27 protein-coding genes are annotated in these 24,800 nt (G+C 66.1%); 15 read left to right on the top strand and 12 right to left on the bottom strand.

The window, feature by feature from the left end:
• Positions 1 to 28 precede the first annotated feature (28 nt).
• Together rho and LRA87_RS13055 are read left to right on the top strand one after the other, a co-directional pair.
• Entirely contained in the window at positions 29 to 1,285 is a 1,257-nt protein-coding gene (gene rho / locus LRA87_RS13060; RefSeq protein WP_230631919.1) for a transcription termination factor Rho, read from the top strand.
• Between the two features lie 205 nt (positions 1,286 to 1,490).
• Positions 1,491 to 2,195 carry a TerC family protein gene (locus LRA87_RS13055; protein ID WP_230632297.1) on the top strand — a complete coding sequence of 235 codons (705 nt, stop codon included), beginning with the start codon at positions 1,491 to 1,493 and terminating at the stop codon, positions 2,193 to 2,195.
• A 33-nt stretch (positions 2,196 to 2,228) separates the two neighbouring features.
• On the opposite strand, the gene LRA87_RS13050 is transcribed toward LRA87_RS13055, so the two are convergent.
• Complete coding sequence (locus LRA87_RS13050; protein WP_230631918.1) at positions 2,229 to 2,930, bottom strand: dienelactone hydrolase family protein; 702 nt, start codon at positions 2,928 to 2,930, stop codon at positions 2,229 to 2,231.
• Positions 2,931 to 3,000: 70 nt separating this feature from the next.
• Here LRA87_RS13050 and LRA87_RS13045 point away from each other — a divergent pair, with 70 nt between their 5' ends.
• Genes LRA87_RS13045 through LRA87_RS13015 form a run of 7 tightly spaced genes read left to right on the top strand, consistent with a single transcriptional unit; the run spans position 3,001 to position 9,433 of the window.
• The gene (locus LRA87_RS13045; protein ID WP_230632294.1) at positions 3,001 to 3,234 is read left to right on the top strand and encodes a DUF6489 family protein; all 234 of its coding nucleotides are present in this window, start codon (positions 3,001 to 3,003) and stop codon (positions 3,232 to 3,234) included.
• Positions 3,234 to 4,508, top strand: coding sequence for a tRNA uridine-5-carboxymethylaminomethyl(34) synthesis GTPase MnmE (gene mnmE / locus LRA87_RS13040; protein ID WP_230631917.1), 1,275 nt, complete (start codon positions 3,234 to 3,236; stop codon positions 4,506 to 4,508). Before LRA87_RS13045 ends, mnmE begins: the two co-directional genes overlap by 1 nt.
• A gap of 54 nt (positions 4,509 to 4,562) precedes the next feature.
• Positions 4,563 to 6,398: a tRNA uridine-5-carboxymethylaminomethyl(34) synthesis enzyme MnmG gene (gene mnmG / locus LRA87_RS13035; protein ID WP_230631916.1), complete on the top strand. Its 1,836-nt coding sequence runs from the start codon at positions 4,563 to 4,565 to the stop codon at positions 6,396 to 6,398.
• Complete coding sequence (gene rsmG / locus LRA87_RS13030) at positions 6,395 to 7,009, top strand: 16S rRNA (guanine(527)-N(7))-methyltransferase RsmG (protein WP_230631915.1); 615 nt, start codon at positions 6,395 to 6,397, stop codon at positions 7,007 to 7,009. Before mnmG ends, rsmG begins: the two co-directional genes overlap by 4 nt.
• Positions 7,009 to 7,791 (top strand): ParA family protein, encoded by a 783-nt coding sequence (locus LRA87_RS13025; RefSeq protein ID WP_230631914.1) that lies wholly within the window; start codon positions 7,009 to 7,011, stop codon positions 7,789 to 7,791. The genes rsmG and LRA87_RS13025 overlap by 1 nt, the downstream gene beginning before the upstream one ends.
• The gene (locus LRA87_RS13020) at positions 7,788 to 8,693 is read left to right on the top strand and encodes a ParB/RepB/Spo0J family partition protein (protein ID WP_230631913.1); all 906 of its coding nucleotides are present in this window, start codon (positions 7,788 to 7,790) and stop codon (positions 8,691 to 8,693) included. The genes LRA87_RS13025 and LRA87_RS13020 overlap by 4 nt, the downstream gene beginning before the upstream one ends.
• Positions 8,693 to 9,433 (top strand): dienelactone hydrolase family protein, encoded by a 741-nt coding sequence (locus LRA87_RS13015; protein WP_230631912.1) that lies wholly within the window; start codon positions 8,693 to 8,695, stop codon positions 9,431 to 9,433. Before LRA87_RS13020 ends, LRA87_RS13015 begins: the two co-directional genes overlap by 1 nt.
• 33 nt (positions 9,434 to 9,466) lie before the next feature.
• On the opposite strand, the gene holA is transcribed toward LRA87_RS13015, so the two are convergent.
• The 4 genes from holA to LRA87_RS12995 are packed head-to-tail and all read right to left on the bottom strand — an operon-like array spanning position 9,467 to position 13,934.
• Positions 9,467 to 10,486, bottom strand: coding sequence for a DNA polymerase III subunit delta (gene holA, locus LRA87_RS13010; RefSeq protein WP_230631911.1), 1,020 nt, complete (start codon positions 10,484 to 10,486; stop codon positions 9,467 to 9,469).
• Positions 10,487 to 10,495: 9 nt separating this feature from the next.
• Positions 10,496 to 10,987: an LPS assembly lipoprotein LptE gene (gene lptE / locus LRA87_RS13005; protein WP_230631910.1), complete on the bottom strand. Its 492-nt coding sequence runs from the start codon at positions 10,985 to 10,987 to the stop codon at positions 10,496 to 10,498.
• Positions 10,984 to 13,482: a leucine--tRNA ligase gene (gene leuS, locus LRA87_RS13000; protein ID WP_230631909.1), complete on the bottom strand. Its 2,499-nt coding sequence runs from the start codon at positions 13,480 to 13,482 to the stop codon at positions 10,984 to 10,986. Before leuS ends, lptE begins: the two co-directional genes overlap by 4 nt.
• Positions 13,483 to 13,490: 8 nt before the next feature.
• Positions 13,491 to 13,934: a DUF3576 domain-containing protein gene (locus tag LRA87_RS12995; protein ID WP_230631908.1), complete on the bottom strand. Its 444-nt coding sequence runs from the start codon at positions 13,932 to 13,934 to the stop codon at positions 13,491 to 13,493.
• Between the two features lie 252 nt (positions 13,935 to 14,186).
• Here LRA87_RS12995 and LRA87_RS12990 point away from each other — a divergent pair, with 252 nt between their 5' ends.
• Positions 14,187 to 14,885 carry a hypothetical protein gene (locus LRA87_RS12990; RefSeq protein WP_230631907.1) on the top strand — a complete coding sequence of 233 codons (699 nt, stop codon included), beginning with the start codon at positions 14,187 to 14,189 and terminating at the stop codon, positions 14,883 to 14,885.
• Positions 14,886 to 14,904: 19 nt separating this feature from the next.
• On the opposite strand, the gene LRA87_RS12985 is transcribed toward LRA87_RS12990, so the two are convergent.
• Complete coding sequence (locus LRA87_RS12985) at positions 14,905 to 15,438, bottom strand: thiamine phosphate synthase (protein ID WP_230631906.1); 534 nt, start codon at positions 15,436 to 15,438, stop codon at positions 14,905 to 14,907.
• Positions 15,439 to 15,459: 21 nt separating this feature from the next.
• Between LRA87_RS12985 and LRA87_RS12980 the strand changes: the two genes are divergently transcribed.
• Positions 15,460 to 16,137 carry a YggS family pyridoxal phosphate-dependent enzyme gene (locus tag LRA87_RS12980; RefSeq protein WP_230631905.1) on the top strand — a complete coding sequence of 226 codons (678 nt, stop codon included), beginning with the start codon at positions 15,460 to 15,462 and terminating at the stop codon, positions 16,135 to 16,137.
• Entirely contained in the window at positions 16,134 to 16,808 is a 675-nt protein-coding gene (locus LRA87_RS12975) for an HAD family hydrolase (protein WP_230631904.1), read from the top strand. Before LRA87_RS12980 ends, LRA87_RS12975 begins: the two co-directional genes overlap by 4 nt.
• A gap of 1 nt (position 16,809) precedes the next feature.
• On the opposite strand, the gene LRA87_RS12970 is transcribed toward LRA87_RS12975, so the two are convergent.
• A complete protein-coding gene (locus tag LRA87_RS12970; RefSeq protein ID WP_230631903.1) occupies positions 16,810 to 17,406 on the bottom strand; it encodes an ankyrin repeat domain-containing protein in 597 nt (198 codons plus the stop codon).
• Positions 17,407 to 17,469: 63 nt separating this feature from the next.
• On the opposite strand from LRA87_RS12970, the gene LRA87_RS12965 reads away from it, so the two are divergent.
• Genes LRA87_RS12965 through LRA87_RS12955 form a run of 3 tightly spaced genes read left to right on the top strand, consistent with a single transcriptional unit; the run spans position 17,470 to position 19,166 of the window.
• Positions 17,470 to 18,057, top strand: a complete 588-nt coding sequence (locus tag LRA87_RS12965) for an SCO family protein (RefSeq protein WP_230631902.1) — start codon at positions 17,470 to 17,472, stop codon at positions 18,055 to 18,057.
• Between the two features lie 9 nt (positions 18,058 to 18,066).
• A complete protein-coding gene (locus LRA87_RS12960; protein WP_230631901.1) occupies positions 18,067 to 18,495 on the top strand; it encodes a YcgN family cysteine cluster protein in 429 nt (142 codons plus the stop codon).
• A complete protein-coding gene (locus LRA87_RS12955) occupies positions 18,492 to 19,166 on the top strand; it encodes a M48 family metallopeptidase (protein ID WP_230631900.1) in 675 nt (224 codons plus the stop codon). The genes LRA87_RS12960 and LRA87_RS12955 overlap by 4 nt, the downstream gene beginning before the upstream one ends.
• On the opposite strand, the gene LRA87_RS12950 is transcribed toward LRA87_RS12955, so the two are convergent.
• Genes LRA87_RS12950 through LRA87_RS12930 form a run of 5 tightly spaced genes read right to left on the bottom strand, consistent with a single transcriptional unit; the run spans position 19,142 to position 24,664 of the window.
• Positions 19,142 to 21,334: a transglycosylase domain-containing protein gene (locus LRA87_RS12950; RefSeq protein ID WP_230631899.1), complete on the bottom strand. Its 2,193-nt coding sequence runs from the start codon at positions 21,332 to 21,334 to the stop codon at positions 19,142 to 19,144. The genes LRA87_RS12955 and LRA87_RS12950 overlap by 25 nt on opposite strands.
• 51 nt (positions 21,335 to 21,385) lie before the next feature.
• Positions 21,386 to 21,781, bottom strand: coding sequence for a peptide-methionine (R)-S-oxide reductase MsrB (gene msrB, locus LRA87_RS12945; protein ID WP_230631898.1), 396 nt, complete (start codon positions 21,779 to 21,781; stop codon positions 21,386 to 21,388).
• Between the two features lie 38 nt (positions 21,782 to 21,819).
• Entirely contained in the window at positions 21,820 to 22,902 is a 1,083-nt protein-coding gene (locus LRA87_RS12940; protein WP_230631897.1) for an NAD(P)/FAD-dependent oxidoreductase, read from the bottom strand.
• Positions 22,881 to 23,570 (bottom strand): methyltransferase domain-containing protein, encoded by a 690-nt coding sequence (locus LRA87_RS12935; RefSeq protein ID WP_230631896.1) that lies wholly within the window; start codon positions 23,568 to 23,570, stop codon positions 22,881 to 22,883. Before LRA87_RS12935 ends, LRA87_RS12940 begins: the two co-directional genes overlap by 22 nt.
• On the bottom strand, positions 23,567 to 24,664 hold the full coding sequence (locus LRA87_RS12930; RefSeq protein ID WP_443024884.1) for a type III polyketide synthase: 1,098 nt from the start codon (positions 24,662 to 24,664) through the stop codon (positions 23,567 to 23,569). Before LRA87_RS12930 ends, LRA87_RS12935 begins: the two co-directional genes overlap by 4 nt.
• Positions 24,665 to 24,800: the final 136 nt, after the last annotated feature.

Genomic DNA, 24,800 nt, shown 5'->3' with positions numbered 1-24,800 from the left:
CTCCCCGACTACGCATTCGGATTTTTCCATGCATCTCAAAGACCTAAAGAAGAAAACACCCGCCGAGCTGGTCAGCATGGCCGAAGAGCTGGGGGTCGAGGGCGCCTCGACGTTGCGCAAGCAGGACCTGCTGTTCGCGATCCTGAAGGTGCAGGCCGAGAACGGCGACCAGATCATGGGCCTCGGCACGATCGAGGTCCTGCAGGACGGCTTCGGCTTCCTGCGCTCGCCGGAAGCCAACTATCTGGCCGGCCCCGACGATATCTACATCTCGCCCAATCAGGTGCGCAAACACGGTCTGCGCACTGGCGACACGGTCGAGGGCGAGATCCGCGCGCCCAAGGACGGCGAGCGCTATTTTGCGCTGGTAAAGCTGACCAGCGTCAATTTCGACGATCCCGACGCGGTCCGTCATCGCGTCAACTTCGACAACCTGACGCCGCTATATCCGGAATCGAAGCTGACGCTCGATCCTGCGGACCCGACGCAGAAGGACAAGTCGGCGCGGGTCATCGACATCGTCAGCCCTCAGGGCAAGGGCCAGCGCACGCTGATCGTCGCGCCGCCCCGTGTCGGCAAGACGGTGATGCTCCAGAACATCGCCCGCGCGATTTCGGACAATCACCCCGAGGTGTTCCTGATCGTGCTGCTGATCGACGAGCGGCCCGAGGAAGTCACCGATATGCAGCGTTCGGTGAAGGGCGAGGTCGTCTCCTCCACGTTCGACGAGCCGGCGCAGCGCCACGTCCAGGTCGCCGAGATGGTGATCGAGAAGGCCAAGCGCCTCGTCGAGCACAAGAAGGATGTCGTGATCCTGCTCGACAGCATCACCCGTCTGGGGCGCGCCTACAACACCGTCGTGCCGTCCTCGGGCAAGGTGCTGACCGGCGGTGTCGACGCCAATGCGTTGCAGCGCCCCAAGCGCTTCTTCGGTGCGGCGCGCAACATTGAGGAGGGCGGTTCGCTTTCGATCATAGCTACCGCGCTGATCGACACCGGCAGCCGCATGGACGAGGTGATCTTCGAAGAGTTCAAGGGCACGGGTAACTCGGAAATCGTGCTCGACCGCAAGGTCGCCGACAAGCGCGTCTTCCCGGCACTGGACGTCGGCAAGTCGGGCACCCGCAAGGAAGAGCTGCTGGTGGATGCCAGCAAACTCAGCAAGCAGTGGGTGCTGCGCCGCATCCTGATGCAGATGGGCACGATCGACGCGATGGAGTTCCTGCTCGACAAGATGAAGAATTCGAAGACCAACGAGGATTTCTTCGACAGCATGAATCAATAGCCGGCTGCGGCCTGCCGCACGCTGCGGCAGGACTCGCACCGGCCCGGCCGGCGGGCGGCAGCGCCGACCCGTCCGACGCGGGCTTTGCCCGTGTCCGCCACAAGCGACGAAGAACCAACAACGCGCGGGAGCCCATGGCTTTCGCGCGTTGCTGCGTTATGGACCTAACCATCAACCGGGAGTGTAGAACGTGTCCATCATCGCCATGCTGAGCGCCGCTGCCGCCAGCGGGCCGGGGTCTCCGGCCGAGATCTGGCAGCATATCGTCAACGATTTCGCCAATATCGGCAGTCCCGCCGCCTTGTCGGCGTTCCTTCAGGTGCTGATGATCGACGTCGTGCTGGCCGGCGACAATGCGATCGTCGTCGGCGCGCTCGCTGCGGGCCTGCCGATCGACCAGCGCAAGAAAGTCATCCTGATCGGCATCGTCGCCGCGCTGGTGCTGCGGATCATCTTCGCACTCGCCGTCAGCTGGCTGCTCGGCGTGATCGGGCTGATCTTCGCTGGTGGCGTCCTGCTGATCTGGGTCGCGTGGAAGATGTGGCGCGAGCTGCGCGAAGGCCACAATGCCGGATCGCCCGAAGTCGACGGTGACGAAACCTCGGGACTGAAGCCCGCCAAGAGCTTCGCCGCGGCCGCCTGGGCCGTCGCCGTCGCCGACGTCTCGATGAGCCTCGATAACGTGCTCGCTGTGGCGGGTGCGGCCCGCGACCATCCGGGCATCCTGATCATCGGCCTGCTGTTGTCGGTCGCCCTGATGGGGATCGCGGCGAACCTGATCGCCAAGTACATCGAGCGCTACCGCTGGATCGCCTATATCGGCCTGCTGGTGATCGTCTACGTCGCCGGCAAGATGATCTACGAAGGGGTCGTCGACCCGAACGTCGGGGTCCTCAAGCTGTTCGCATGAGGGAAGGGGGGCCATCGAGCCCCCCTTTTCATATCAGCCGAGATGTTCGGCGAAGAAGGCGGCGGTGCGGCTGTCCGCCTGCTCCGCCGCGGCATCGGAGCGGCGATCGCCGAATTCGGTGGCGAAGCCGTGATCCTCACCCGGATAGTCGTAGAGCGTCACCTTGGGGTGATCGTCCAGTCCGGTGTGCATCGCGGCCTGCGCGTCCTTATCGACGAAATGATCCTCCTGCGGAATGTGAAGCAGGAGCGGTTTCGCGATGGCATGCGTCTCGCCGAGCAGGCCGTCGATCCCGACGCCATAGTAGCCAACTGACGCATCGACGTCGGTCCGTGCCGCGGTCATGAAGGCGAGCCGGCCGCCGAGGCAATAGCCGACCACCCCGACCTTGCCGCCGTCATCCAGCATGGCGCGCGCGGCGCGGATCGTCGCCTCGATATCGCGGATACCAGCGTCCTGATTGAACTTGCCCATCAATCCCAGCGCCCGATCCATCTGCTCCGGCACGTCCGGGTCGAGCTGGATATTCGGTGCGATCGGCCAGAACAGGTCGGGCGCGATCGCCAGATAGCCGTCCACCGCCAGCCGGTCGCATTTGCTGCGGATGCCCGCATTGACCCCGAAAATCTCCTGGATCACGATGATCGCCGCTTTGGGATGTGCTGCGGGTTCCGCGACATAGGCGTCGAAACGGGCGTTGCCGTCGAGTGTCTCGATCTGGATGGTCTTGCTCATGGGGTCCTCTCGCGCGCGTGATCGTGCTGGGCTATGCCATGCCACAAGGCTGTTCATGGGGCGACGTGCAATGAAGGTAACGGTAGACATCGATCTGACCCCCGAGGAGGCGCGCCGCGCGATGGGGTTGCCCGACCTGACGCCGCTGCACGATCGCTATGTCGCATCGCTGCTGGAGACGATGTCCGGACAGGTGCGGCCGGAACTGCTTGAGAACATGATGAAGAGTTGGGCACCGATGAACGAGGCGGGGTTCGCGATGTGGCGGCAGATGTTCGAACAGGCGACGAAGTCGGGTAGCTGATGGATACGATCTTCGCGCTGTCGAGCGGCGCGGCGCCGGCGGGGATCGGTGTGATCCGGATCAGCGGTCCACAGGCCTTCGCGGCAGTCGAATATCTGGCGGGTACGTTGCCGCCACCGCGTACGGCCCGGTTGCGGGCATTGCGGGGTGATGATGGTGCCCTGCTGGATCGTGCGTTGGTGCTGGCATTTCCCGCACCGGCCACGGCGACCGGGGAGGATCTTGCCGAGTTTCACTGTCACGGTGGACGCGCGGTGATCGCCGCGGTGCTCGGTGCCTTGGGAGCCGTGCCGGGGCTGCGGCCGGCGGGCGCTGGCGAATTTACCCGGCGAGCGCTGGCCAACGGGCGGATCGATCTGGCGGAGGCGTCCGGACTGGCCGATCTGCTGTCGGCCGAAACGGAACGGCAGCGGGTCGCTGCCCTCGCAGCGGCGGAAGGGATCGTCAGTCAGCGGGTCCGCGGCTGGCTCGATCGACTGGCGATGCTGTCGGCGCTGACCGAGGCGCAACTCGATTTTGCCGACGAGGACGATGTCGGCGGCTCGGGGCATGGCTTGTCGGCCATTCGCGAGGGTACAGCGGCGCTGGCGGCAGACCTGCGCATGGTGCTCGACAGCCCGCCGGTCGAACGGTTGCGCGACGGCGTCCATGTTACGTTGGCCGGGCCGCCGAACAGCGGGAAGTCGACACTGATCAACCTGCTAAGCCAGCGTGAATTGGCGATCGTCTCGCCGATCGCAGGCACCACCCGCGACCGGATAGAGGCGACGGTCACACGGGCCGGGCTGGTCTATGTCTTGACCGACACGGCCGGGTTGACCGCGAGCGATGATCCGATCGAGCGGATCGGCGTGGATCGCGCACAGGCCTCGATCGCCCGGGCAGACATCGTATTGTGGCTGGGTGACACGATGCCGCCCCGCGACGGAGCGATATGGGTGCGCGCCCGCGCGGACGAACCCGGCCGTATCGCCTTGGCCGGCGCGCACATCGACGTATCGCAGAATGACGATGCCTCTATCGAAATGCTCTGGCGGACGGTTGCGGATCGCGCAGAGCGGCTCGTACCGCAGGGTGACGCTATTGCGTTCCGGGAGAGCGAAAGACAGGCATGTCAGGGCGCGCTGGACCAACTGACTGGCAGACATGACGATCTGCTGATCATCGGCGAACAACTCCGTCTCGCGATGCGGTCCCTGGGATCGATACTCGGTATCGATGCGACCGAGACGATGCTGGACGCGTTGTTCGGGCGCTTCTGCATCGGAAAGTGATGTTCCACGTGGAACAGTTTTGACGTCTCACACCTCGGGGTCTAGGCGCATCGTATGTATGACGTGATCGTCGTCGGCGGCGGCCATGCCGGTACCGAAGCCGCCGCTGCCGCTGCCCGCCGTGGCGCAAACACAATTTTGATAAGTCATGACCGCCGGCATATCGGAGCGATGTCGTGCAATCCCGCAATCGGCGGCCTCGGAAAAGGCCATATCGTGCGGGAGGTGGATGCCTTCGATGGCCTGATCGCCCGGGCGGCTGATCAGGCCGCCATCCATTATCGCATGCTCAATCGAAGCAAAGGAGCTGCGGTTCAGGGTCCGCGCGTGCAAGCAGACCGCAGGCGCTATGCCGCCGCGATCCAGACGATGCTGCACGCATTGCCGATGCTGACCATTGCTGAGGGTGATGTCGACGCGTTGATGCTCGACGGCGGCCGGACGCGCGGCGTGGTCCTGAGCGACGGCAGCCATGTTGAAGGCCGCACGGTGGTACTGGCGACGGGTACGTTCCTCGGCGGGAAGATGTTCCGGGGTGACGAGCGGCACGAGGGCGGGCGCATCGGCGAGCGTCCTGCGCGCAAACTCGCCGAGCAGTTGCGAGCGCTATCCCTGCCTCTGGAACGCCTCAAGACCGGGACGCCGCCGCGCATCGACGGCCGCACGATCGACTGGGGCCGACTGGAGGAGCAGCGCTCCGACACCGATCCGTGGACGATGTCGCCCATGACGTCCCATCGTCCGCTTCCACAGGTTGCCTGCGCAATCACCCGGACCAACGATCGGACGCATGCGGCTATCCGGCATGGCCTCGATCGATCCCCACTGTTTGGTGGCGCAATCGAAGGGCAAGGTCCGCGCTATTGTCCCTCCATCGAGGACAAGGTGCATCGCTTCGGTGATCGCGATGGACATCAGGTCTTTCTGGAACCGGAGGGACTCGACGATCACATCGTCTATCCGAATGGCCTGTCGACCTCGCTCCCCACGGATGTGCAGGAGGTCATGATCCGCAGCATTGCGGGACTGGAGCGGGCATCGATCACAACCCCGGGTTACGCCGTCGAATACGATTATCTTGATCCTCGCGCACTGGATGCGACACTGGCGCTTGCTGCCATTCCCGGCGTGTATTGCGCGGGGCAGCTGAATGGTACAACCGGGTATGAGGAGGCGGCGGGGCAGGGGCTGATCGCCGGGCTGAATGCAGCAGCGACCGCCTGTGATCTGGTACCTTGCATTCTTGATCGCGCCTCGAGCTACATTGGCGTGATGATCGACGATCTGGTTCTGCAGGGCGTCACCGAACCCTATCGCATGCTGACGGCAAGGGCAGAGTATCGCTTGTCTCTGCGTGCCGACAATGCGGAAACCCGGCTGGGCGGCATCGCGGCTTCGATGAATTGTCTGGGCGATGAGCGGCAGGAGCATCAGCGTCATAGAATGCAGGAGCGAAGCCGTGTTCGCGATGCTCTGTCGCAATCGATAACGGCGTCGGAACTGTCGGGAATGGGTGTCCGCGTTGCGCAGGACGGAAGCCGTCGCAGCCTGTACGAGTGGCTGAGAATCCCCGACGTCGATCTTCGGCATGTGTCGCCTGAACTTCACGACAGTATGTCGGCGCCGATCCTTGGCGAGGTGATCGAAGATGCACGCTACGCGCCCTATCTCGAACGTCAGGCGGAAGAGGTGGCGCTGATGCGGCGAGAGGAGGCGGTCCCGCTGCCAGCCACGCTTTGCTATGCCGCCGTTCCGGGGTTGTCGAACGAGATGATCGACCGTCTCGATCGGGCGCGGCCGGCGTCCTTGGGTGCGGCGGCGCGTGTTCGTGGCGTAACGCCGGCGGCAGTGTCCGCAATTTACCTGTACGCGCAGCGTGGTTTGGCATGACGGAAGACGAGGCAAGGAACCAGCTGGTCGAGCGGTTCGGTATGAATGATGTCGATCGCGTCGCTGCTTTTCTGACGATGGTGAGCACCGAGAACAGCTCTCAGAATCTCGTGGCGCCATCGACGCTGGCAACAATCTGGACGCGCCACGCGCTGGATTCCGCTCAGCTATTGTTTCACGTGGAACAATCGTCCGGACGTTGGCTTGATATCGGGACGGGAGGGGGATTTCCGGGCATCGTCGTTGCCTTGCTGTCGGATCATGCCGTCACGATGGTCGAGCCGCGCAAGCGACGCGCGGAGTTTCTGCAAGCCTGCGTCGACCGATTGAACGTTGCGAATGCAACGGTGCTCACCGCAAAGGTCGAGGCGGTTGCAGGTCGCTTTGCAACGATTTCGGCCCGTGCGGTGGCATCGGTCGAAAAGCTTTTGCAAGCGGCGGCGCATTGCGCCACATCCGATACGCGCTGGATCTTGCCCCGCGGTCGCATGGGCAGCGGCGAACTGGCCGCATTGCAACGCGATCAACGCCGAGTGTTTCACGTGGAACAAAGCATCACGGATCCCGAATCGTCGATCCTGATCGTAAATACCAAAGAAGGACGCGCGTGATGACGACGATTGCGGTGGCCAATCAAAAGGGCGGCGTTGGTAAGACGACGAGCGCGATCAACCTGGCCACGGCGCTGTCGGCGACCGGCAAAAGCGTTTTGCTGATCGACCTGGATCCACAAGGTAATGCCTCGACGGGTCTGGGCGTTGGTCATGCCCAGCGCGGTCGATCAAGCTATCATGTGCTGTTGGGCGAAGCGGAGATTGCGGATGCCGTCATCACCACGCGCGTGCCACGGCTCGATCTGGTGCCTGCGACACAGGATCTGTCCGGCGCTGAAATAGAGCTGGTCGAATTCGAGCACCGGACGCACCGCCTCGATCGTGCGCTCGCCAAGGCTCAGGGTCGCTGGGACATCGTCCTGATAGACTGCCCGCCATCCTTGGGACTGCTGACGATCAATGCCATGGTGGCCGCCGACAAATTGCTCGTTCCGCTGCAATGCGAGTTCTTTGCGCTCGAAGGACTGTCGCAATTGCTGACGACGGTCGAACGCATCCGGGAACGCTTCAATCCCGGACTGGCCATTCTGGGTGTAGCGCTGACGATGTACGATCGTCGCAATCGACTGACCGAACAGGTTTCCGCCGATGTCCGTGCCGTGCTCGGCCGTGTCGTGTTCGACACGGTCATCCCGCGGAACGTCCGCCTGTCGGAGGCGCCGAGCCACGGGCTACCCGCCCTGATCTACGATCATCGGTGTTCCGGATCGCAGGCGTATATCGATCTGGCACGTGAACTGATCGCCCGCTTGCCGCAAGTAACGGCAGTCGCCGCATGAGCGATGCGGCGAAGCGGGGGCGACCCGGAGGTCTGGGTCGCGGACTGAGCGCATTGCTCGGTGAGATGGCCAGTGAGGCCCCCGTCGCACCGGGGTCCAAGGGCAACGTACCGAGTGGTGTTCGGATGTTGCCGGTCAGCGCGCTGACGCCGCATCCCGATCAGCCGCGGCGACATTTCGACGATGCGCTTCTCGATGAACTGGCGGCGTCGATCGCATCGCGCGGCCTGATCCAGCCGATCGTCGTTCGGCCGCATGGTCACGATTATCAGATCGTCGCCGGCGAGCGGCGATGGCGTGCTGCACAGCGTGCCCGGCTGCACGAGGTTCCAGTCGTCGTTCGCGACTTCGACGATGCGCAGACGCTCGAGATCGCGCTGATCGAGAATATCCAGCGTCAGGACCTGAATGCGATCGAAGAAGCGCAGGCATATCAGCGGCTTGCTGGCGAATATGGTCATACGCAGGAAGCGCTGGCGAAGATCGTTCATAAATCGCGTAGCCACGTAGCCAACCTGTTGCGATTGCTGGAACTTCCCGAGGCGGTACAGGATCGGGTCACGGACGGGTCGCTGACCATGGGACATGCACGCGCATTGCTCGGATCGCGGGACGTGGAAACGCTGGCCGAACAGGTCGTGGCACGCGGATTGTCGGTGCGCGAAACGGAAAAGCTGGCGAGGGGCGCCAAGCCGGAACGTGGGGGTGGAAGCACCCGCGAGCGCGCACCTGCGGCGGCACCCGACGCCGATATCGCGGCGTTGGAACGTCAGCTGTCCGACCTGCTCGGTCTTCATGTCCGGGTCGCGCATAGTGAGAAGGGCGGCACGTTGACGCTGACCTATTCGACGCTCGATCAACTCGACATGGTGTGCCAGCGGCTGACCGGCGATACGATCTGATGATCCTGTCGTCCGACACATTCGACGATCTGCCCGCCGATGACGGTACGATGCGAGTGCACTGGTTTCGGCCCGTTGCCGAAGGGCGATATCCGGGACTGATCCTGTATTCGGAGATTTATCAGGTTACAACGCCGATCAGGCGGCTTGCGGCATTCCTTGCGGGGCATGGCTATGTCGTGGCGGTGCCGGAGGTCTATCACGAATATGAAGCGCCCGGGACGGTCCTCGGCTATGATACGGCAGGGACGGAACGCGGCAACACCCTGAAGTTCGCGAAGCCGGTGGCCGCGTTCGATGCGGATGCGGTGTCGGTGCTCGATGCGCTGGCGGCACATCCGGCCTGTAGCGGGCGCCTGGGAACGGTCGGTGTGTGTCTCGGTGGACATCTGGCATATCGCGCGGCGCTCGACCCGCGGGTATCGGCTGCGGCCATGTTCTACCCCACGGACATTCACTCGGCTACGCTCGGTGCAGGACGGTCCGACGACAGCCTGGCGCGCATGGCGGAGCTGAACGCGGAGACGCTGTTCGTCTTCGGTCGGCAGGACCCGCATGTTCCGTTCGCCGGGCGGGAAACGATACGTCGGCGACTGGAACAGACAGGTGCCACGTACGAATGGCACGAGGTCAATGCGCAGCATGCGTTTTTGCGTGACGAAGGCCCGCGTTACGATCCGGCGCTGTTCGTCGCGGCGACGGGCTGGGCCCTGTCGTTGTTCAACCGGGTCCTTCGGTAGACGTCGGCCTGATAATCGGCTTCGTCATTCCCTTCAGCCCCGACGTTCGACGCCTCGCGTGAGCTCGATCAGGGCATGCTCCGCCAGGACACTGCCGGCATTGCCACTCGACATCACCGCGCGTTCGGCATTGCGGACACGGGTAAGGGCGGTCGACAGCATCGCCGGGTTCCAGCGGCGTATCGCCTGTGCGGTGTTCGCCTCTTCACGGAAGAAGATGCGATGGCGCTTGAAGACGGTGTCCTGCGTCGCACCCGCGTCGATTTCGGCCTTCATCTCGGCAAGCGTCATCAGACGGCGGGCAAGCAGCCGGAGCCAGGGAATGGGCGAGGTGCCCGCCTCCGTCAGTCGGGCAAGCTCGGCACCCAGAACGGCGGTGTGGCCGGTGACCACCGCATCGACGACGTGACCCATCTCCGCCTCGCCCAGATCGGCACCGATCGCGTCGAGCGCGGCATCGTCGAGGTCGTGCGGCCGATCGGGTGCGGCGTCGAGGAACAGCGCCAGTTTCTCGATCTCCCGGGCCAGCACGGCACGGTCGCCGCCGCACGATGCCGCCAGGCGCGCCGCGGTGGTCCCGCCAGAGCGCAGGCCGTGATCGCGTGCCATCGCTGCGGCAAGACGCTCCAGATCGGCCGCGCTCGGCTCGTACGCCGCGAAAGCCATCGCTCGTCGGGAATCGATCGCCAGCTTGACGATCTTCGCGGTCGATTTGACCGTGGGAGCGAGCGCAACCACGGGGTTGCCGGCATGATCCGCCTCCAGCAGCGAGGTGAACGCCTCCAGACATTCTTCGCCGGCGGGGGAGACCCGGATATGGCGCGCACCGCCGAACAGCGACATGGACGCCGCTTCGTCGGACAGGCGCGCCGGATCGGAGCGTAGTGTCGCGCCGTCGAGGTCGACGCGCTCCGCATCCGGTCCCATCGCCCTGGCGAGCACATTCGCCAGCTCTGCGGTCGCCGAACCATCGGGACCGTGGAGCAGATAGAGGCGGATGTCGGGGGAGGGGCGTTCGAGCGCGGACTTTATGTCGCGCGCGTTAGCCTTCACCGGTGGTCTTCATGGCGTCGGGCGGCGCTGCGCGTAGAGCGCGATGCGGGCAACGATCTGATCCGCGACGATGCCGGACAGGCGCTCCAGCGCGGTGTTCTCCGCCGCGATCGTCGCATATTCCGACTGGACGACATCGATGCCTGCATCGGATCCGGCGGTGGCATCGATCAGCACGCTGCCGTCCGTCAGATTCACCAGCTGATATCGCGCGCGAAGGGTGCGACGTTCGCGGGTAACGCTGTCATCGCGGCGCACGCCGAAGCCCGCGATGGAATCATCGAGCCGCACGTCCAGTCGATACTGCGGGGTACCGTCGGCAGCCAGGCGATCGCGGAGCGCGTTGGTCATCAGCCAGCCCGACTTGCCGTCGATCGGCGCCACCTCGACATTCGACAGCGTGGCGGCAACGCTGCCGCCCGAGCCGCCACTGTAAAGGGGCTTCAGGCCGCAGCCGGCGAGCAGCAGCGCGAACGGTGCGAGAAGCAGGGCGTGCCTCATATAACGATATTCACCAGACGTCCCGGCACGACGATCACCTTTTTGGGGGGCTTGCCGTCGAGGGCGCGAACGATCTTGTCGGATGCCAACGCCAGCGTCTCAAGCGTTTCACGCGGCAGGTCCTTTGGCACCGTCAGCGTATCGCGCAGCTTGCCGTTGACCTGGATCGCGATCGTCGCCTCGTCCTCCACCAACAGCTTCGGATCGACTTCGGGCCAGGCGGCGTCGGCGATCAGACCGTCGAAGCCCTTCGCCGCCCATGCCTCTTCCGCTACGTGCGGGACCATCGGGGCGACCAGCAGCATGAGCGTATGGATCGCATTGCTACGCGACTGCGACCGTGCGGCACGTTCGATCGCGGTGCACAATTCGTAGATCTTCGCGACCGCCTTGTTGAAGGCCAGCGCCTCGATATCCTGTTCGATGCCGAGGATGGTCTGGTGCAGCTTGCGGTCGAGCGCGACGTCGCCGCCCTCTCCCGGTTCCGGGGTGTTGCCATCGAACAGCCGCCAGAGACGCTGGACGAACCGCCATGCACCTTCGATGCCCGATTCGCTCCACGGCAGGTCGCGCTCGGGCGGCGAGTCGGACAGCATGAACCAGCGCGTCGCGTCGGCACCATATTGATCGACGATCGGTTCGGGATCGACGGTGTTCTTCTTCGACTTCGACATCTTCTCGACGCGGCCGATGGTGATCGCATCACCGGTCGCGATCTCGATGCCGTCACGAACGTCGTCGGGGGACAGCCAGCGGTTATCCGACGACTTGTACGTCTCGTGCGTCACCATCCCCTGCGTGAACAGGCCGGTGAACGGTTCCGCGATATCGATCAGGTCGAGGTGCTTCAACGCACGCGTCCAGAAGCGCGCATACAGCAGGTGGAGGATCGCATGCTCCACCCCGCCGATATATTGCCCCACCGGCAGCCAGCTTTCCGCGATCTCACGATCGAACGGCCTGTCCTTGGGCTGGCTGGCGAAGCGGATGAAATACCACGACGAATCCGCGAACGTGTCGAGCGTATCGGTTTCGCGCACGGCCGGCTTGCCGCAGGATGGGCAATCGACATGCTTCCACGTCGGATGACGATCGAGCGGGTTGCCGGGGATCGCGAACGACACGTCGTCGGGCAGGACGACCGGCAACTGATCCTTGGGAACCGCGACCGCACCGCAATCGCCGCAATGTATGATCGGGATCGGCGTGCCCCAGTAACGCTGGCGACTGACGCCCCAGTCGCGCAGGCGAAACACGGTCGAGCCCTTGCCCCAGCCCCCGGCCTCCGCGCGGCGGATGACCTCGCGCTTGGCGTCCTCGACATCCATGCCATCGAGGAAATGCGAATTCACCAGTGCACCGGGGCCGGTATAGGCTTCGGTGCCCTCGAATACCGGGGCGATCGTGTCGCCGTCCGAGACGACACGCTGCACATCGAGATGATATTTGCGCGCGAAGTCGAGATCGCGCTGGTCATGCGCCGGCACGCCCATGACCGCGCCGGTGCCGTAATCCATCAGCACGAAATTCGCGATGTAGATCGGTAGCTTGCGCGTGGCGTCGAACGGATGCGCGGCGGTAAGCCCGGTGTCGAACCCCAGCTTTTCCTGCGTCTCCATTTCGGCCACGGTGGTGCCGCCCTGCTTGCAGAGCGCGATGAACGCGGCGACTTCCGGGCGATCGGCGATGGCTTGCGCGATCGGGTGATCGGCGGCGACCGCCACGAAGCTGGCGCCGAAGATCGTGTCCGGGCGGGTGGAGAACACCTCGACCTTGCCCCCATCCGACACGTCGAACCCGAACGTCAGCCCCTGGCTCTTGCCGATCCAGTTCTCCTGCATCAACTTGACCTTGTCGGGCCAATGTTCGAGCGCGCCGAGACCTTCGATCAATTCATCGGCGAAGTCGGTGATCTTCAGGAACCACTGGCTCAGCTTGCGCTTCTCGACCAGCGCACCCGATCGCCAGCCGCGGCCATCGATCACCTGTTCGTTGGCGAGCACGGTCATGTCGACGGGGTCCCAGTTGACCGCCGATTCCTTGCGATAGACCAGCCCCGCGGCGAACATGTCGAGGAACAGCGCCTGCTCGTGCCCGTAATAATCGGGCTTGCACGTCGCCAGTTCACGCGACCAGTCGAGCGCGAAGCCCAGCCGCTTCAGCTGCGCCTTCATCGTCTCGATATTGGCGAGCGTCCAGGTGCCGGGGTGCACGCCCTTTTCCATCGCCGCATTCTCGGCCGGCATGCCGAACGCGTCCCAGCCCATCGGGTGGAGCACTTCATAGCCGCGCATCCGGCGGAACCGCGCCAGCACGTCGCCCATCGTATAATTGCGGACGTGGCCCATGTGGATGCGCCCCGACGGATAGGGGAACATCTCCAGCACGTAGCTCTGCGGTTTGCCGCTGTTATCCTTGGCAGCAAACGTCTGCCGGTCGTCCCAGACCTTCTGCCAGGTCCGGTCCGCCGTCAGCGCGTTGAAACGCGTCACCATGTCGTGATTTATCCGGCGATCGAGGCGCGGCGCAGATCGCGGGCGCGGGTGAGGATGACGTCCTCCAGCTTCTGCGTGGTGGCGGCGGTGACGGGCGCGGACACCCACTGGCCACCACGGTTGACCTCACGCAGCGCTGCGACACGGACCGCGTCGGCACGCAGGTCCTGATCGAGAATCGACACCGTGACCTTCATCCGCTCGGACGGGACCTGCGGGTTGACGTACCAGTCGGTCACGATGACGCCGCCATTGGAATCGGTCTGCAGCAGCGGCATGAACGACAGGGTGTCGAGGCTGGCGCGCCACAGATAGGCGTTGACCCCGATCGTCGTGACCTTGGATGCGGCGAGGTCGGTCTTGGCGACGGCATTGCCACCACGTCCGCCACAGGCGGCGAGCGGCAGGGCGATGGCGGCGACCATGAGGGCGGTGCGCAACGAGCGGATCATGGGCGGAACTGTCCTGCGATATAAAGGGCGCCTTCGCTCTATAGATGCACGGGTGCACCCGCAAGCGACGCGTCGAAGCGACTGCAATGGCACGCCCGTCCCGGAATCTGTGTGCCTATTGCAACAGTCGGACAAAATGATGCTTCGGGCAGCGACTCTGCCATATTGGCGCGCGACGGAATCGTGTTAGGCGCGTTGCAGCGGGAGTCGAGGGGACTGCTAGTGTTTGCGAAGCGTGCCATGGGGCGTGCGATGGCTGGAATGATGGCGGGAGCGTTGATCGCTGCCGGTGTCATTGTCGCGCCCGCCTTCGGTGCCGCGGAGCGAGCACGTCCGGCCAAGCGCATCGCGTCGCCGACGTCGCGCCTTGCCGGGTCGTTCACACCGGCGGCGGCCGATCCCCGGCTTGCCGCAGTGATCGCCCGCGGCGGCCTGAACGGCGCCGAATTCCGCTTCACGCCCGCCGAAAGTCGTCCCGATCAGCGCGCCGTCACCGTGGCCGTCCGGGCGCGTTCGAACCGCAATGCGCTGACCGACGCGAGCCGTGCCGCCGCCGTGCAGGCACCGACCGTCGGTATTCAGCCGATCGCCTACAATCTGGGTGTGTCCGTCGGGTGGAAGCGTTTCGCCGTATCGGGTGCCGTCAGCCGTATCGATCTTGGTCCGCAGCCGGGTAGCCGCGAATCGACCGATGTCGCGCTGACGTATCGTGCCGGCCGCGCGAGCAGCCGCGTGATCGCCGTGGCGGATCGCCCGCTGGCGAACACGCCGAAGCTGACGCAGGAGATGCCGAGCTATTCGGTCGACGTCAGCAGCTCCTATTCGCTGACCCGCAATCTCGATGTGACGGCGGGCATGCGCTATCGTTCCGACCGCGAGCGGCTGGCACGACTGGACGATGAGCGGCGTGACAGCCAATCGGTGTACGTGGGCACCGCCTTCCGGTTCTGATCCCGATCGGATGAGCCGGCTATGGCCGGCCGGCAGACGACGATATCAGGCCATCGATCGCCGCCCACCCGTCGAAGCCATAGTTCCGCAGCGATAACCAGCGGTCGGCGGTCATGCCGCCCAGCGCGATCTGCCGCACCCCTAGCCCTCGCGCCACCGGCGCGGCGCGCCGGACGCCGAGCGACCCTGCACCGGCATGCGATCGCGTCGAAAACACGGGGGAGACGAACAGCCATGTCGCCCCTGCGCGGCGACCGGCCACCGCCTCGCGTCGATCGTGCGCCGCGAAGGTCAGCGCGCGCCGGCCGCCATGGGCACCGGCACCCGGCATTCCCTTCGCGGCACTGATCCGCAATCTCCGCGCCTGCGCGAGCCGGCGTATCCGGAGGAACAGGCGATGACGCTCGCTGCGGGACAGGCCGTAATGACGGAACACCACTCCGGCGCCCGGCGGCAGCGCCCGTAGCGTCGGGAACAATGCGTCGCCGATCCGTTCGTCGGTCATCAGCCAGGCATGGCGGCGCGGATCGCAATTGCGGTTCAGATTGGCCACCGTCCCGCTATAGCGGCGCGCATGATCGCTGCCACTCCCTCGCCGCTCGACGCCATCACCACCGGCATCGCGCACGCCGCACGAACAGCCGGGCGGAAGCCCGACGACATCACGCTGATTGCCGTGTCGAAGACGCACCCGGTCGAGGCGATCCGGCCGCTGCTGAACGCCGGCCATCGGGCATTTGGCGAAAATCGCGTGCAGGAGGCGGCGGCGAAATGGCCGGTGCTGCGCAGCGAGCATCCCGACGTCGCGCTGCACCTGATCGGGCAGCTGCAATCGAACAAGGCCGAAGAGGCGGTGGCACTGTTCGACGCGATCCATGCGGTCGATCGTCCTTCTCTGGTCGATGCGCTGGGCAAGGCGATGGCGAAGACCGGGCGGCGTCCCGACTGCTTCGTGCAGGTCAACATCGGTGCCGAGGAACAGAAGGGCGGCTGTCCGATCGCCGACCTGCCGGCGCTGTTGCAACAGGCGCGGGACGCCGGGCTGCCCGTCGCCGGACTCATGTGCATCCCGCCGGCGGAGATCGAGCCGGCGCCCTATTTCGCGCTTCTCGCCAAACTGGCGCGTGACATGGACCTGACCGGCCTCAGCATGGGTATGTCGTCGGATTACGAGACGGCGGTGACGCTGGGCGCAACGCACGTTCGCGTCGGCAGTGCGCTGTTCGGTGCGCGCGGCAGTGCGACGGCATGAGGTTCGGTGGACTGCTGTTCGATTTCGACGGCGTGCTGATCGAGAGCGAATATGCCGGCAATCGCCAGATCGCGGAATGGCTGACCGGGGCCGGTCATCCGACCACGCCGGAGGACTCGATGGCGAATTTCATGGGACTGGCCGGCGCCGATTTCCGCAGCGCGATCGAACGCTGGATCGGCGGGCCGCTGCCCGACAGCTTCCGGGCGGCGCGCGAGGCGGAGGATGCGCGGGCGATGGCGGCGGGAATCGATGCGGTGGCGGGGGCGGTGGCGTTCGTCCGGTCGCTGCCCGACGATCTTCCCCGCGCGGTGGTGTCGTCCAGCCCGACACGCTGGATCCGGCGACACCTGCAGCATATCGGGCTGTCCGACGCGTTCGGCGAGCATATCTACAGCGGCCGCGAGCATGTCGCGAAGGGGAAACCCGCCCCGGATCTCTACTGGCATGGCGCGGCGGCGATCGGCGTGGATATCGCCAATTGCGCGATCATCGAGGATTCGCCGGTCGGTGCGACCGGCGCGGTGGCATCTGGCGGTTACGTGATCGGGCTATGCGCGGGAACGCATTGCGGCATCGGCCATGACGCGCGCCTGCTGGAGATCGGCGTCGATGCGGTGGCGGCCGACTTCGCCGATGTCGCCCGGCTGGTCGGCCTTACCCGGTCCTGATTCAGAACTTCGGGCCTGCGACCTGCGCGCGTACCTTCTTGGGAGCGTCCTTGAACAGCGCCACCATCGCCGGGTTGCGCGAATCGCGCAGTGCATAGTCGCGGGCCGACAGACCGGCCATGTTGTCGGTCTGGTCGGGATCGGCGCCCTTCGCGATCAGGGTGCGCGCGATCGCCTCGTTCCGTCCGTTCACCGCGAGGATCAGCGCGCTCTGACCCGACGAATTGACGAGGTTCGGATTCGCCTTGTAGGTCAGCAGCAGGTCGACGAGGTCCTCGCGACCGGCCAGCGCGGCGAGCATCAGCGGGGTGTTGCCCTTGGCATCGCGAATGTTCGGATCGGCTTTGTGCTGGAGCAGATACTGGACGTACATGCTGCCCGAATGGCTGACGAGGATGTGCAGCGCGCCCTTGCCGGTCGTCACCGCCTTGGTGTTGATGATCGTGCTGCCGGGCGTCTCGATCATCGTGGTGACGGCCTTGCCATCCTCCTTTTCGATCGCCGACAGGAATTTATAACTTTCCGACTGCTGCTGCGCCGTCGCCGGCACCGCGATGGTGGCGAGAGTAGCGACCAGGAGAACGTGCGGGCGGATCATGGATGGTCCCTCAAAGACGAAAGCTTGCGGGTCCGCCGGTAACAGATCACAGCTGGCGTGGTCATGAACATTCTGCGCCTCGCCCCGCTCGTCGCTATCGCTCTGGCCGCCTGTCAGCCGGCCGCCACCTCGCAGGAGACCGCGCCGCTGGCGGGCGCGAAGATCGGCGGGCCCTTCACGCTGACGGATCAGGACGGCAAGCGGGTGAGCGATACCGAATTCGCCGGACGCTACCGCATCATGTATTTCGGCTATACCTTTTGCCCCGATGTCTGCCCGACCGACGCGGCGGCGATCGGCAAGGGGCTGGCGATGATCGAGCAGGACGATCCGTCGCTGGCGAAGCGGATCGTACCGGTTTTCGTCAGCGTCGATCCGTCGCGCGACACGCCGGCGGTGCTCAAGAGCTTCGTTGCGAACTTCCATCCGCGCATGGTCGGGCTGACCGGCACGCAGGCGGAGATCGACGCCGTGGCGAAATCCTGGGCGGTGTTCGCGGGCAAGGGCGATGCACAGCCCGGCGGCGGCTATCTGGTGAACCACAGCCGCACGACCTATCTGATGGACCCGGCGGGCAAGCCGCTTGCGCTGCTGCCGTCCGACAAGGGGCCGCAAGCCGTGGCCGACGAGATCAGGCGCTGGGCGAAATGACCGAACATCATGGCTAGATTCTGGGAGCTGCCGATCGAGCAGCTCGACCGCGGACAATGGGAAGCCCTGTGCGACGGCTGCGGCAAATGCTGCATCCACAAGTTGGAGGACGACGAGACGGGCGAGGTGGTGCCGACCAACGTCGCCTGTCGCCTGCTCGACCGGCGCAGCGGCTTCTGTTCCGACTACAAGCATCGCCGTGCCTATGTGCCCGAATGCGTACGGCTGACCGCGGGCAACGTGCGCGGGATCGACTGGCTGCCCTCGACCTGCGCCTATCGTCTGCGCGCGGCGGGCGAGCCGTTGCGCGACTGGCATTACCTGATCAGCGGTGATCGCGAATCGGTCCATACCGCCGGCATTTCGGTGCGCGGCTGGACGGTGAGCGAGGACGATGTCGGCGATCTGGAAAACCATATCGTCGATCGGGAATTGTGAGCGAATCGTTCGAAGTGGTGCGCCACCCCACGGCGCGGCGCATCCGCCTGTCGCTCGATCCGGCGAGCGGTGTCGCACGGCTGGTGGTGCCGAAACGCGCGGCGCTGAAGCCGGCGCTGGCATGGGCGCAGGGGAAGGCGGACTGGATCGCGGCGCAACGCGCGCGCCTGCCGCAGCCGCGGCCCTATGCGCCGGGCACGATGCTCACCGTCGCCGACGCACCACTGACGATCGTCTGGGAAGCGGGCAGCCGGCGGCGCGTCGAGGTCGTCGGCGATAGTCTATCGCTGTCCGGCCCGATCGAAACGCTGCCCCGCCGGGTCGAGACGTGGCTGAAGCGGCAGGCACTCGATCTGCTGGCTGCGGAGACCGCCGAATATGCCGCGCGTGCCGGCGTGACCGTCAGCAAGGTCGCGATCGGCGATGCCCGCGGGCGTTGGGGCAGTTGCGCCCATGATGGCACGATCCGCTACAGCTGGCGGCTGATCCTCGCGCCCGGACACGTCCGGCGGGCGACGGTGGCGCATGAGGTCGCGCATCGCGTCCACATGAATCACGGGCCCGCGTTCCACGCGCTGGTCGAACGGCTATACGGCTGCGACCCGAGCCCGGCACGCGCCTGGTTGCGCGCACACGGCGCAGGGCTTCACTGGATCGGGCGGTCGTCCTGAAGCGGGCGCTGCAACGGCTGGCGCGTGGCGGGTGCGAAGTCGCGGCGGTCCTCCCGCGGTAACGGCTGGCGGCCGGGTGTCAGCGCCGGGTCGCGCCGTTCATCGCGCCGTTCATCGCGCCGTTCATCTCTGGGCTGATCGCGGCCGGTAACGCGGTCGATCAGATCGTCGAGCTGCTGTTGCGGCTGCGTCGTCGCCGGCGGCGGCGGGATGGTGCCGTCGACCGGCTCGTCGCCATCGCGCGGCGGTTGCTGGATCGGATTGCCGTCCTCATCGACCATCGGCCCGGCCGTCTCGGCATCGGGCTGGCCGAAATAGGTTTCCTCGTCCGGCTCCAGTTGCCATTCGGGCAACGTCACCTGCGTCTCGAACTGTTCGATCGGGCGGCTGGCCGTCGCGGGCTTCATATACGCCGCCCAGGCCCGCGCCGGCGCAGTGCCGCCGTGCAGCCCCTTGATCGGACGGGCATCGTCGCGACCCATCCACACGCCGGTGGTGAGCCCGCTGGAAAAGCCCATGAACCAGCCGTCCTTGGACGAACTGGTCGTCCCGGTCTTGCCCGCGACGGGACGGCCGATCTGCGCGGCGCGGCCGGTGCCGGTGTTGACCGCAGTCTGGAGCAGATCGGTCATCTGCGCCGCCACGTACGGCGCGACGAGCACGCGGCTGCGATCGACCTCGTGCGTGTAGATCGTCTGGCCATTCGCCGTCACCTTGGTGATCCCGTACGGTGTCACCGCGACGCCTTTGTTGGCGACGCTGGCGAAGGCGCGGGTCATGTCGAGCAGGCGGACGTCGGAGGTGCCGAGCACCATCGAGGGATGCGTGTTGACGGGCGTGGTAATGCCGAACCGGCGCGCCATGTCCGCGACGGTGGCAAAGCCCACCTCCTGCCCCAGCTTCGCCGCGACGGTGTTGAGCGAATAGGCGAAGGCGGTGCGCAACGTCACCGACCCCGAATTGCGTCGCGAATCGTTGCGCGGGCTCCAGCCATCGATCGTGACGGGCTCGTCGACGACCTGATCCTCCGGCTTGTGCCCTGCTTCAAGCGCGGCGAGATAGACGAACAGCTTGAACGCCGATCCCGGCTGACGCTGCGCCTGCGTCGCGCGATTGTAGATCGAGCTGACGTAATCCTTGCCGCCGACCATCGCCTTCACCGCGCCGTCGCGATCGAGGCTGACGAGCGCACCCTGCGCACCGGCGGGAGCATTGGCGCGCACCGCCGCATCCGCGTCGCGCTGCATGCCGAGGTCGAGCGTCGTCCACACGTCGAGCGGCGCCTCCGTCTCGTCGATCAGCGTGTCGAGCTGCGGCAGCGCCCAGTCGGTGAAATAGCGCGCGCTGTTCTGGCGTGGTTCGGGGGCGAGCGCGAGCTGTTTGGGGTTGGCGTCGTCCGCCTGCGACTGCGTGATCGCACCGTAGCGGACCATCGAATCGAGCACGACACCGGCGCGGCCGACTGCGGCCTGCGCGTCGGCGGTCGGGGAATAGTTGGATGGCGCCTTGACCAGACCGGCGATCACCGCCGCCTCGGCAAGGCTGAGCCGTTCGGCACCGTGGCCGAAGAACTTGCGGCTCGCCGCGTCGATGCCGTAGGCGCCGCCGCCGTAATAGACCTTGTTCAGGTACAGCTCGAGCACCTGTTCCTTGCCGAACTTGCGTTCGAGCGCGAGCGCCAGGATCCATTCGCGGAACTTGCGACCGAACTTCTTCTGGTTGTTCAGGAAGACGTTGCGCGCCAGCTGCTGCGTGATCGTCGAGCCGCCCTGGATCCAGCGACCGCGTTCGTAGCGGACCATCACCGATCGCGCGATGCCGAGCGGGTCGACGCCGGGATGACTGTAGAAGCGGCGATCCTCGACCGCGATCGTGGCGTCGCGCATCACGGCAGGGATGCTGCCGTAGGAGAGCCATTCGCCATAGCTCGGCCCCATCGACACGATCACGCTGCCGTCGGCGGCATGGACGCGGATCATCTGGCCGTTGGGCGAGGATTTCAGTTCGTCGAAGCTCGGCAGCTGCGACTTGGCGACATAGACCGCGATGACCAGGGCCCCCAGCGCCAGTATCGCAAGGCCGATCAGGATCTGGAGGGTGACGACGATCCGCCGACGCCAGGGCGAACGGCGGACGGGAGCGGAGCGGGGGGTACGCGCACGGGCCATGAAGACCGCTGCGATTACCGGTTAACGCAGCCCCCTACAAGCCGCCCCGCATCACTTGCGGGCGCGGAACTCCAGCGCGATCGAATTCATGCAATAGCGCAGGCCCGTCGGCGGCGGTCCGTCGGGGAAGACGTGGCCCATATGGCTGTCGCAACGGGCGCAGCGCGTCTCCGTCCGGGTCATGCCGTGACTGGTGTCGCTATGGTCCGCCACCCGGTCTGGTTCGATCGGCTGGGTGAAGCTTGGCCAGCCCGATCCGCTGTCGTATTTGTCGGCGCTGTCGAACAGGTCGAGGTGGCATGCGGCACAGCAATAGATGCCGTCCGCCTTGTTGTCGGTGAGCGCGCCGGCAAAGGCGCGTTCGGTGCCCGCTTCGCGCAGGACGTGATATTGCGCCGGCGTAAGCCGCTTGCGCCACTCGGTTTCCGAAAGGTTGAGCTGATCCATGGGGCCAATCTCGTGAGGGGAAGGGGCGGCGTCAACCATCATGGGGCCATTCTGGTCGCATGGGCCATGACCTGGATCAGTCCCGGCGGCATCATCGCGATCGCCACGGCGGACCAGCGGCTTTCGGCGATGCGGCGGACGGTGCCGGCAACCGCCATCGGGCGGGCGAGCCGGCGGGCGAACGCCTCCTGCCACGCCGCGGCACCGGCGGGGCCGCCCTCCAGCCATGCATCGGCCGCCGAGATGCCGCTGGCGAACGCGATACCCATGCCCTCGCCCGCGAGGCTGGGGATGACCCCCGCCTGATCGCCAAGCCGGAACAGACCGGGCGCGCCGCGGCGCTGGCGCCAGCCATAGGGCACGTTGGCGATGGCATCGATCGCGGCGTCGCTCGGCAGTGCCTCCAGTCGTTCGCCGAGACGGGGGCATTCACGGCCCAGTGCGCCGAGCAGGTCCGCGGGACTGCCGGCGGCGTGCAGTCGCGATCGGTGCACCGCCATGCAGACGTTGGCGCTGCCATCCTCCTGCAGGGCGATGCCGGCATAGCCGCGCTCGAACAGATGCAGCTCGATCCGCCCGGCGAGCGCGCGGGTCAGCGCAGGAGCCGGCGACAGGCGAACGCGGATGCCGAGCGTCGGATCGTCACCCCGCGCCGCCGCTGGTCGGGCGAGGCCGCGCAGGTCGTGCTTGCCGGTGGCGAGGAACAGCGCATCGGCGGCGAGAGTCGCGCCGTCCGCCAGATGCGCGGTCAGGCCATCGACCTGGCGGACGGTGACGCCGGTTTCCACCGCAGCACCGCTGCGGATGGCGGCGGCGCGCAGCAGGGTGTCGAGGCGGTGGCGGGATACGCCGATCGCTGCCCGGGGCAGGGTGGCTTCGCGCACCCGGCCGCCGGCAAAGATCGTGACGTGCGTCAGCCGATCGCGATTGAGCGCGTCGGGATCGACACCCAGGCTGGCGATCCGGTCGATCGTCCGCCAGCTGACGAAACCGCCGCACAGGGCATCGCCATCCGGATGGCGTTCGATCAGCAGCGGGCGTGCGCCGCCGCTCGCCAGCCGGATCGCCGCGGCGGAACCGGCGGGACCGCCGCCGACGATCAGCGCAGCCGTTCGACGCATAGCCGGAAGGGGAAGGCGCGAAAGACGCGGGCATCGGAAATGCCGGCCCGTTCGAGGAGCGGCGGCCATTCGCCGGGACGGTACGATCGCGCGATCGACAGCGTGCCGTCGTGGCGGACGATCGGATGCCAGCGAGCGAGGCGGGCGAGCAGTGGAAATCCGGCATGTGCGAACCGATGGCGGTGCAGGTCGTTGACCAGCCAGCCACACGACGCCTCGCGCTCCATGAAACGGAGGAACGCGACCAGCTGGTCGACGCTCATGTGATGCGCGACGAGGCTGGACAGGATGACGTCCCAGCCGTCACCGGCAAGGTCCTCGTAATCGCCGGTGCGCCAGACGATCGGCAGACCGGCGGGAGTATGCGCCCGCGCGGCGGCTTCGCTGCGTGGGTTGAGGTCGATCCCGACCAGCTCGACGGTAACCCCGCGCCTGCTCGCCCAGCGTGCGATCCGGCGGAGCATGTCGCCATCGCCGAAGCCGACGTCGAGCATCCTGAGGTGATTTCGCCCACGCATGGCTCGATCGAGAAAGGCCAATGTCGGACGTGCCGCCATCGTCACGGTGTTGACGCGGGCGAGGTCGGCAACGACCGCGGCATAGGTGTCGGCGGACAGATCGTCCGCGTCCATCAGCTCCTCCGCCTGCGCGCGGACGGCGAGGGTCATGCGACGCGCCGCAACGCCAGGCCTTCGGCAGCGAGGCCGGGACCGAAGGCGAGCGCGACGCCATCGCGATGCGCCGACGGGGCGGCGAGCAGGCGGGCGAGGACGAACATCAGCGTCGCCGACGACATATTGCCATTGTCGGACAACACGCCGCGCGATGCCGCGAGCGCATCGCCCGGCAAATCCAGCGCGGATTGCACCGCATCCAGGATCGATCGTCCACCCGCATGCACCGCCCAGAACAGATCGCCGGGCGCGGAGCCGGCCGTCACCGTGTCGATGAAGGCGCGGTCGGCGAGCGCCTGTCCGATCCGGCCGGGTACTGCCCCGTCCAGATGCATCGCAAACCCGGTGTCGGTGATCGTCCAGCGGATCAGGTCGGCACTGTCGGGCAAGGTCGCGGCAAAGGGCTGTCCGAGCTCGATTCCGGCGGGGTCCGCGGTGACCAGCGCTGCCGCCGCGCCATCGCCGAACTGCAGCATCGCCAGCAAGGGTTCGACCGCGTCCTCGGCCTGAAGATGCAGCGACGATAGTTCGACCGTGACGACCAGCACGCGCGCATCCGGGCAGGACCGGACGATGTGCCGCGCCGTCCGCAACGCGACGACGGCGGCATAACAGCCCATGAAGCCGATCAGCAGCCGTTCGACGTCGGCCGGCAGGTTCAGCCGACGCGCGATGATCTGGTCGATGCCGGGCGCAACGAAACCGGTGCAACTCGCCACCACCAGATGGGTGATCCCGTCGAGCGCGACCTGTTCGCCGAGCGATCCGATCGCGGCGAGGGCGAGGGCGGGGGCTTCCGCGGCATAGATCGCCATGCGCGCCGCCGTGCCCGGCATGGCGGCGGCGTAGAACCCGCCGGCGTCGACCGCGCTCGCGCCGTCCACGCCCGGTAGCACCGACCACCGATGTGCGATGCCGGCGCGCTGCGCCATGCGCGCGAACAGCGGCTTCGCCCGATCGTCGACGCGCGTACCGGCCCATGCGATGAAGGCGCCGTGGACGTCGTGAGGCGGCACGGCGGTGCCGACGGCATGAAGGTAAGCGGGCACCCTGATCCTTTGTCGCACGCAATCGGTCCGGTCGAGCATCAGCAACGCGCGGATCGGCGGCAAGGATGCATCGCCATGCTTCGGGCGGGCACGCGGCGACCCATCACGTGCGTCGACCCCGCGGTCGATCGGACCAATTTGGCCATATACCCGAATTACTTGTCTTTTTCTGCAA

It is taken from the genome of Sphingomonas sp. Leaf37, from assembly GCF_920939475.1.
In the GTDB taxonomy this organism is placed as follows: Bacteria; Pseudomonadota; Alphaproteobacteria; order Sphingomonadales; family Sphingomonadaceae; genus Sphingomonas.
Note: the sequence above shows the minus strand (reverse complement) of the source record. Positions and strands in the feature narration are given on the sequence as shown.

Coding starts and splice junctions, on each gene's coding strand:
- rho (WP_230631919.1), top strand. CDS start 29: ATGCATCTCAAAGACCTAAAGAAGAAAACACCCGCCGAGCTGGTCAGC.
- LRA87_RS13055 (WP_230632297.1), top strand. CDS start 1,491: ATGCTGAGCGCCGCTGCCGCCAGCGGGCCGGGGTCTCCGGCCGAGATC.
- LRA87_RS13050 (WP_230631918.1), bottom strand. CDS start 2,930: ATGAGCAAGACCATCCAGATCGAGACACTCGACGGCAACGCCCGTTTC.
- LRA87_RS13045 (WP_230632294.1), top strand. CDS start 3,001: ATGAAGGTAACGGTAGACATCGATCTGACCCCCGAGGAGGCGCGCCGC.
- mnmE (WP_230631917.1), top strand. CDS start 3,234: ATGGATACGATCTTCGCGCTGTCGAGCGGCGCGGCGCCGGCGGGGATC.
- mnmG (WP_230631916.1), top strand. CDS start 4,563: ATGTATGACGTGATCGTCGTCGGCGGCGGCCATGCCGGTACCGAAGCC.
- rsmG (WP_230631915.1), top strand. CDS start 6,395: ATGACGGAAGACGAGGCAAGGAACCAGCTGGTCGAGCGGTTCGGTATG.
- LRA87_RS13025 (WP_230631914.1), top strand. CDS start 7,009: ATGACGACGATTGCGGTGGCCAATCAAAAGGGCGGCGTTGGTAAGACG.
- LRA87_RS13020 (WP_230631913.1), top strand. CDS start 7,788: ATGAGCGATGCGGCGAAGCGGGGGCGACCCGGAGGTCTGGGTCGCGGA.
- LRA87_RS13015 (WP_230631912.1), top strand. CDS start 8,693: ATGATCCTGTCGTCCGACACATTCGACGATCTGCCCGCCGATGACGGT.
- lptE (WP_230631910.1), bottom strand. CDS start 10,987: ATGAGGCACGCCCTGCTTCTCGCACCGTTCGCGCTGCTGCTCGCCGGC.
- leuS (WP_230631909.1), bottom strand. CDS start 13,482: ATGGTGACGCGTTTCAACGCGCTGACGGCGGACCGGACCTGGCAGAAG.
- LRA87_RS12995 (WP_230631908.1), bottom strand. CDS start 13,934: ATGATCCGCTCGTTGCGCACCGCCCTCATGGTCGCCGCCATCGCCCTG.
- LRA87_RS12990 (WP_230631907.1), top strand. CDS start 14,187: ATGGCTGGAATGATGGCGGGAGCGTTGATCGCTGCCGGTGTCATTGTC.
- LRA87_RS12980 (WP_230631905.1), top strand. CDS start 15,460: ATGATCGCTGCCACTCCCTCGCCGCTCGACGCCATCACCACCGGCATC.
- LRA87_RS12975 (WP_230631904.1), top strand. CDS start 16,134: ATGAGGTTCGGTGGACTGCTGTTCGATTTCGACGGCGTGCTGATCGAG.
- LRA87_RS12970 (WP_230631903.1), bottom strand. CDS start 17,406: ATGATCCGCCCGCACGTTCTCCTGGTCGCTACTCTCGCCACCATCGCG.
- LRA87_RS12965 (WP_230631902.1), top strand. CDS start 17,470: ATGAACATTCTGCGCCTCGCCCCGCTCGTCGCTATCGCTCTGGCCGCC.
- LRA87_RS12960 (WP_230631901.1), top strand. CDS start 18,067: ATGGCTAGATTCTGGGAGCTGCCGATCGAGCAGCTCGACCGCGGACAA.
- LRA87_RS12950 (WP_230631899.1), bottom strand. CDS start 21,334: ATGGCCCGTGCGCGTACCCCCCGCTCCGCTCCCGTCCGCCGTTCGCCC.
- msrB (WP_230631898.1), bottom strand. CDS start 21,781: ATGGATCAGCTCAACCTTTCGGAAACCGAGTGGCGCAAGCGGCTTACG.
- LRA87_RS12940 (WP_230631897.1), bottom strand. CDS start 22,902: ATGCGTCGAACGGCTGCGCTGATCGTCGGCGGCGGTCCCGCCGGTTCC.
- LRA87_RS12935 (WP_230631896.1), bottom strand. CDS start 23,570: ATGACCCTCGCCGTCCGCGCGCAGGCGGAGGAGCTGATGGACGCGGAC.
- LRA87_RS12930 (WP_443024884.1), bottom strand. CDS start 24,664: ATGCTCGACCGGACCGATTGCGTGCGACAAAGGATCAGGGTGCCCGCT.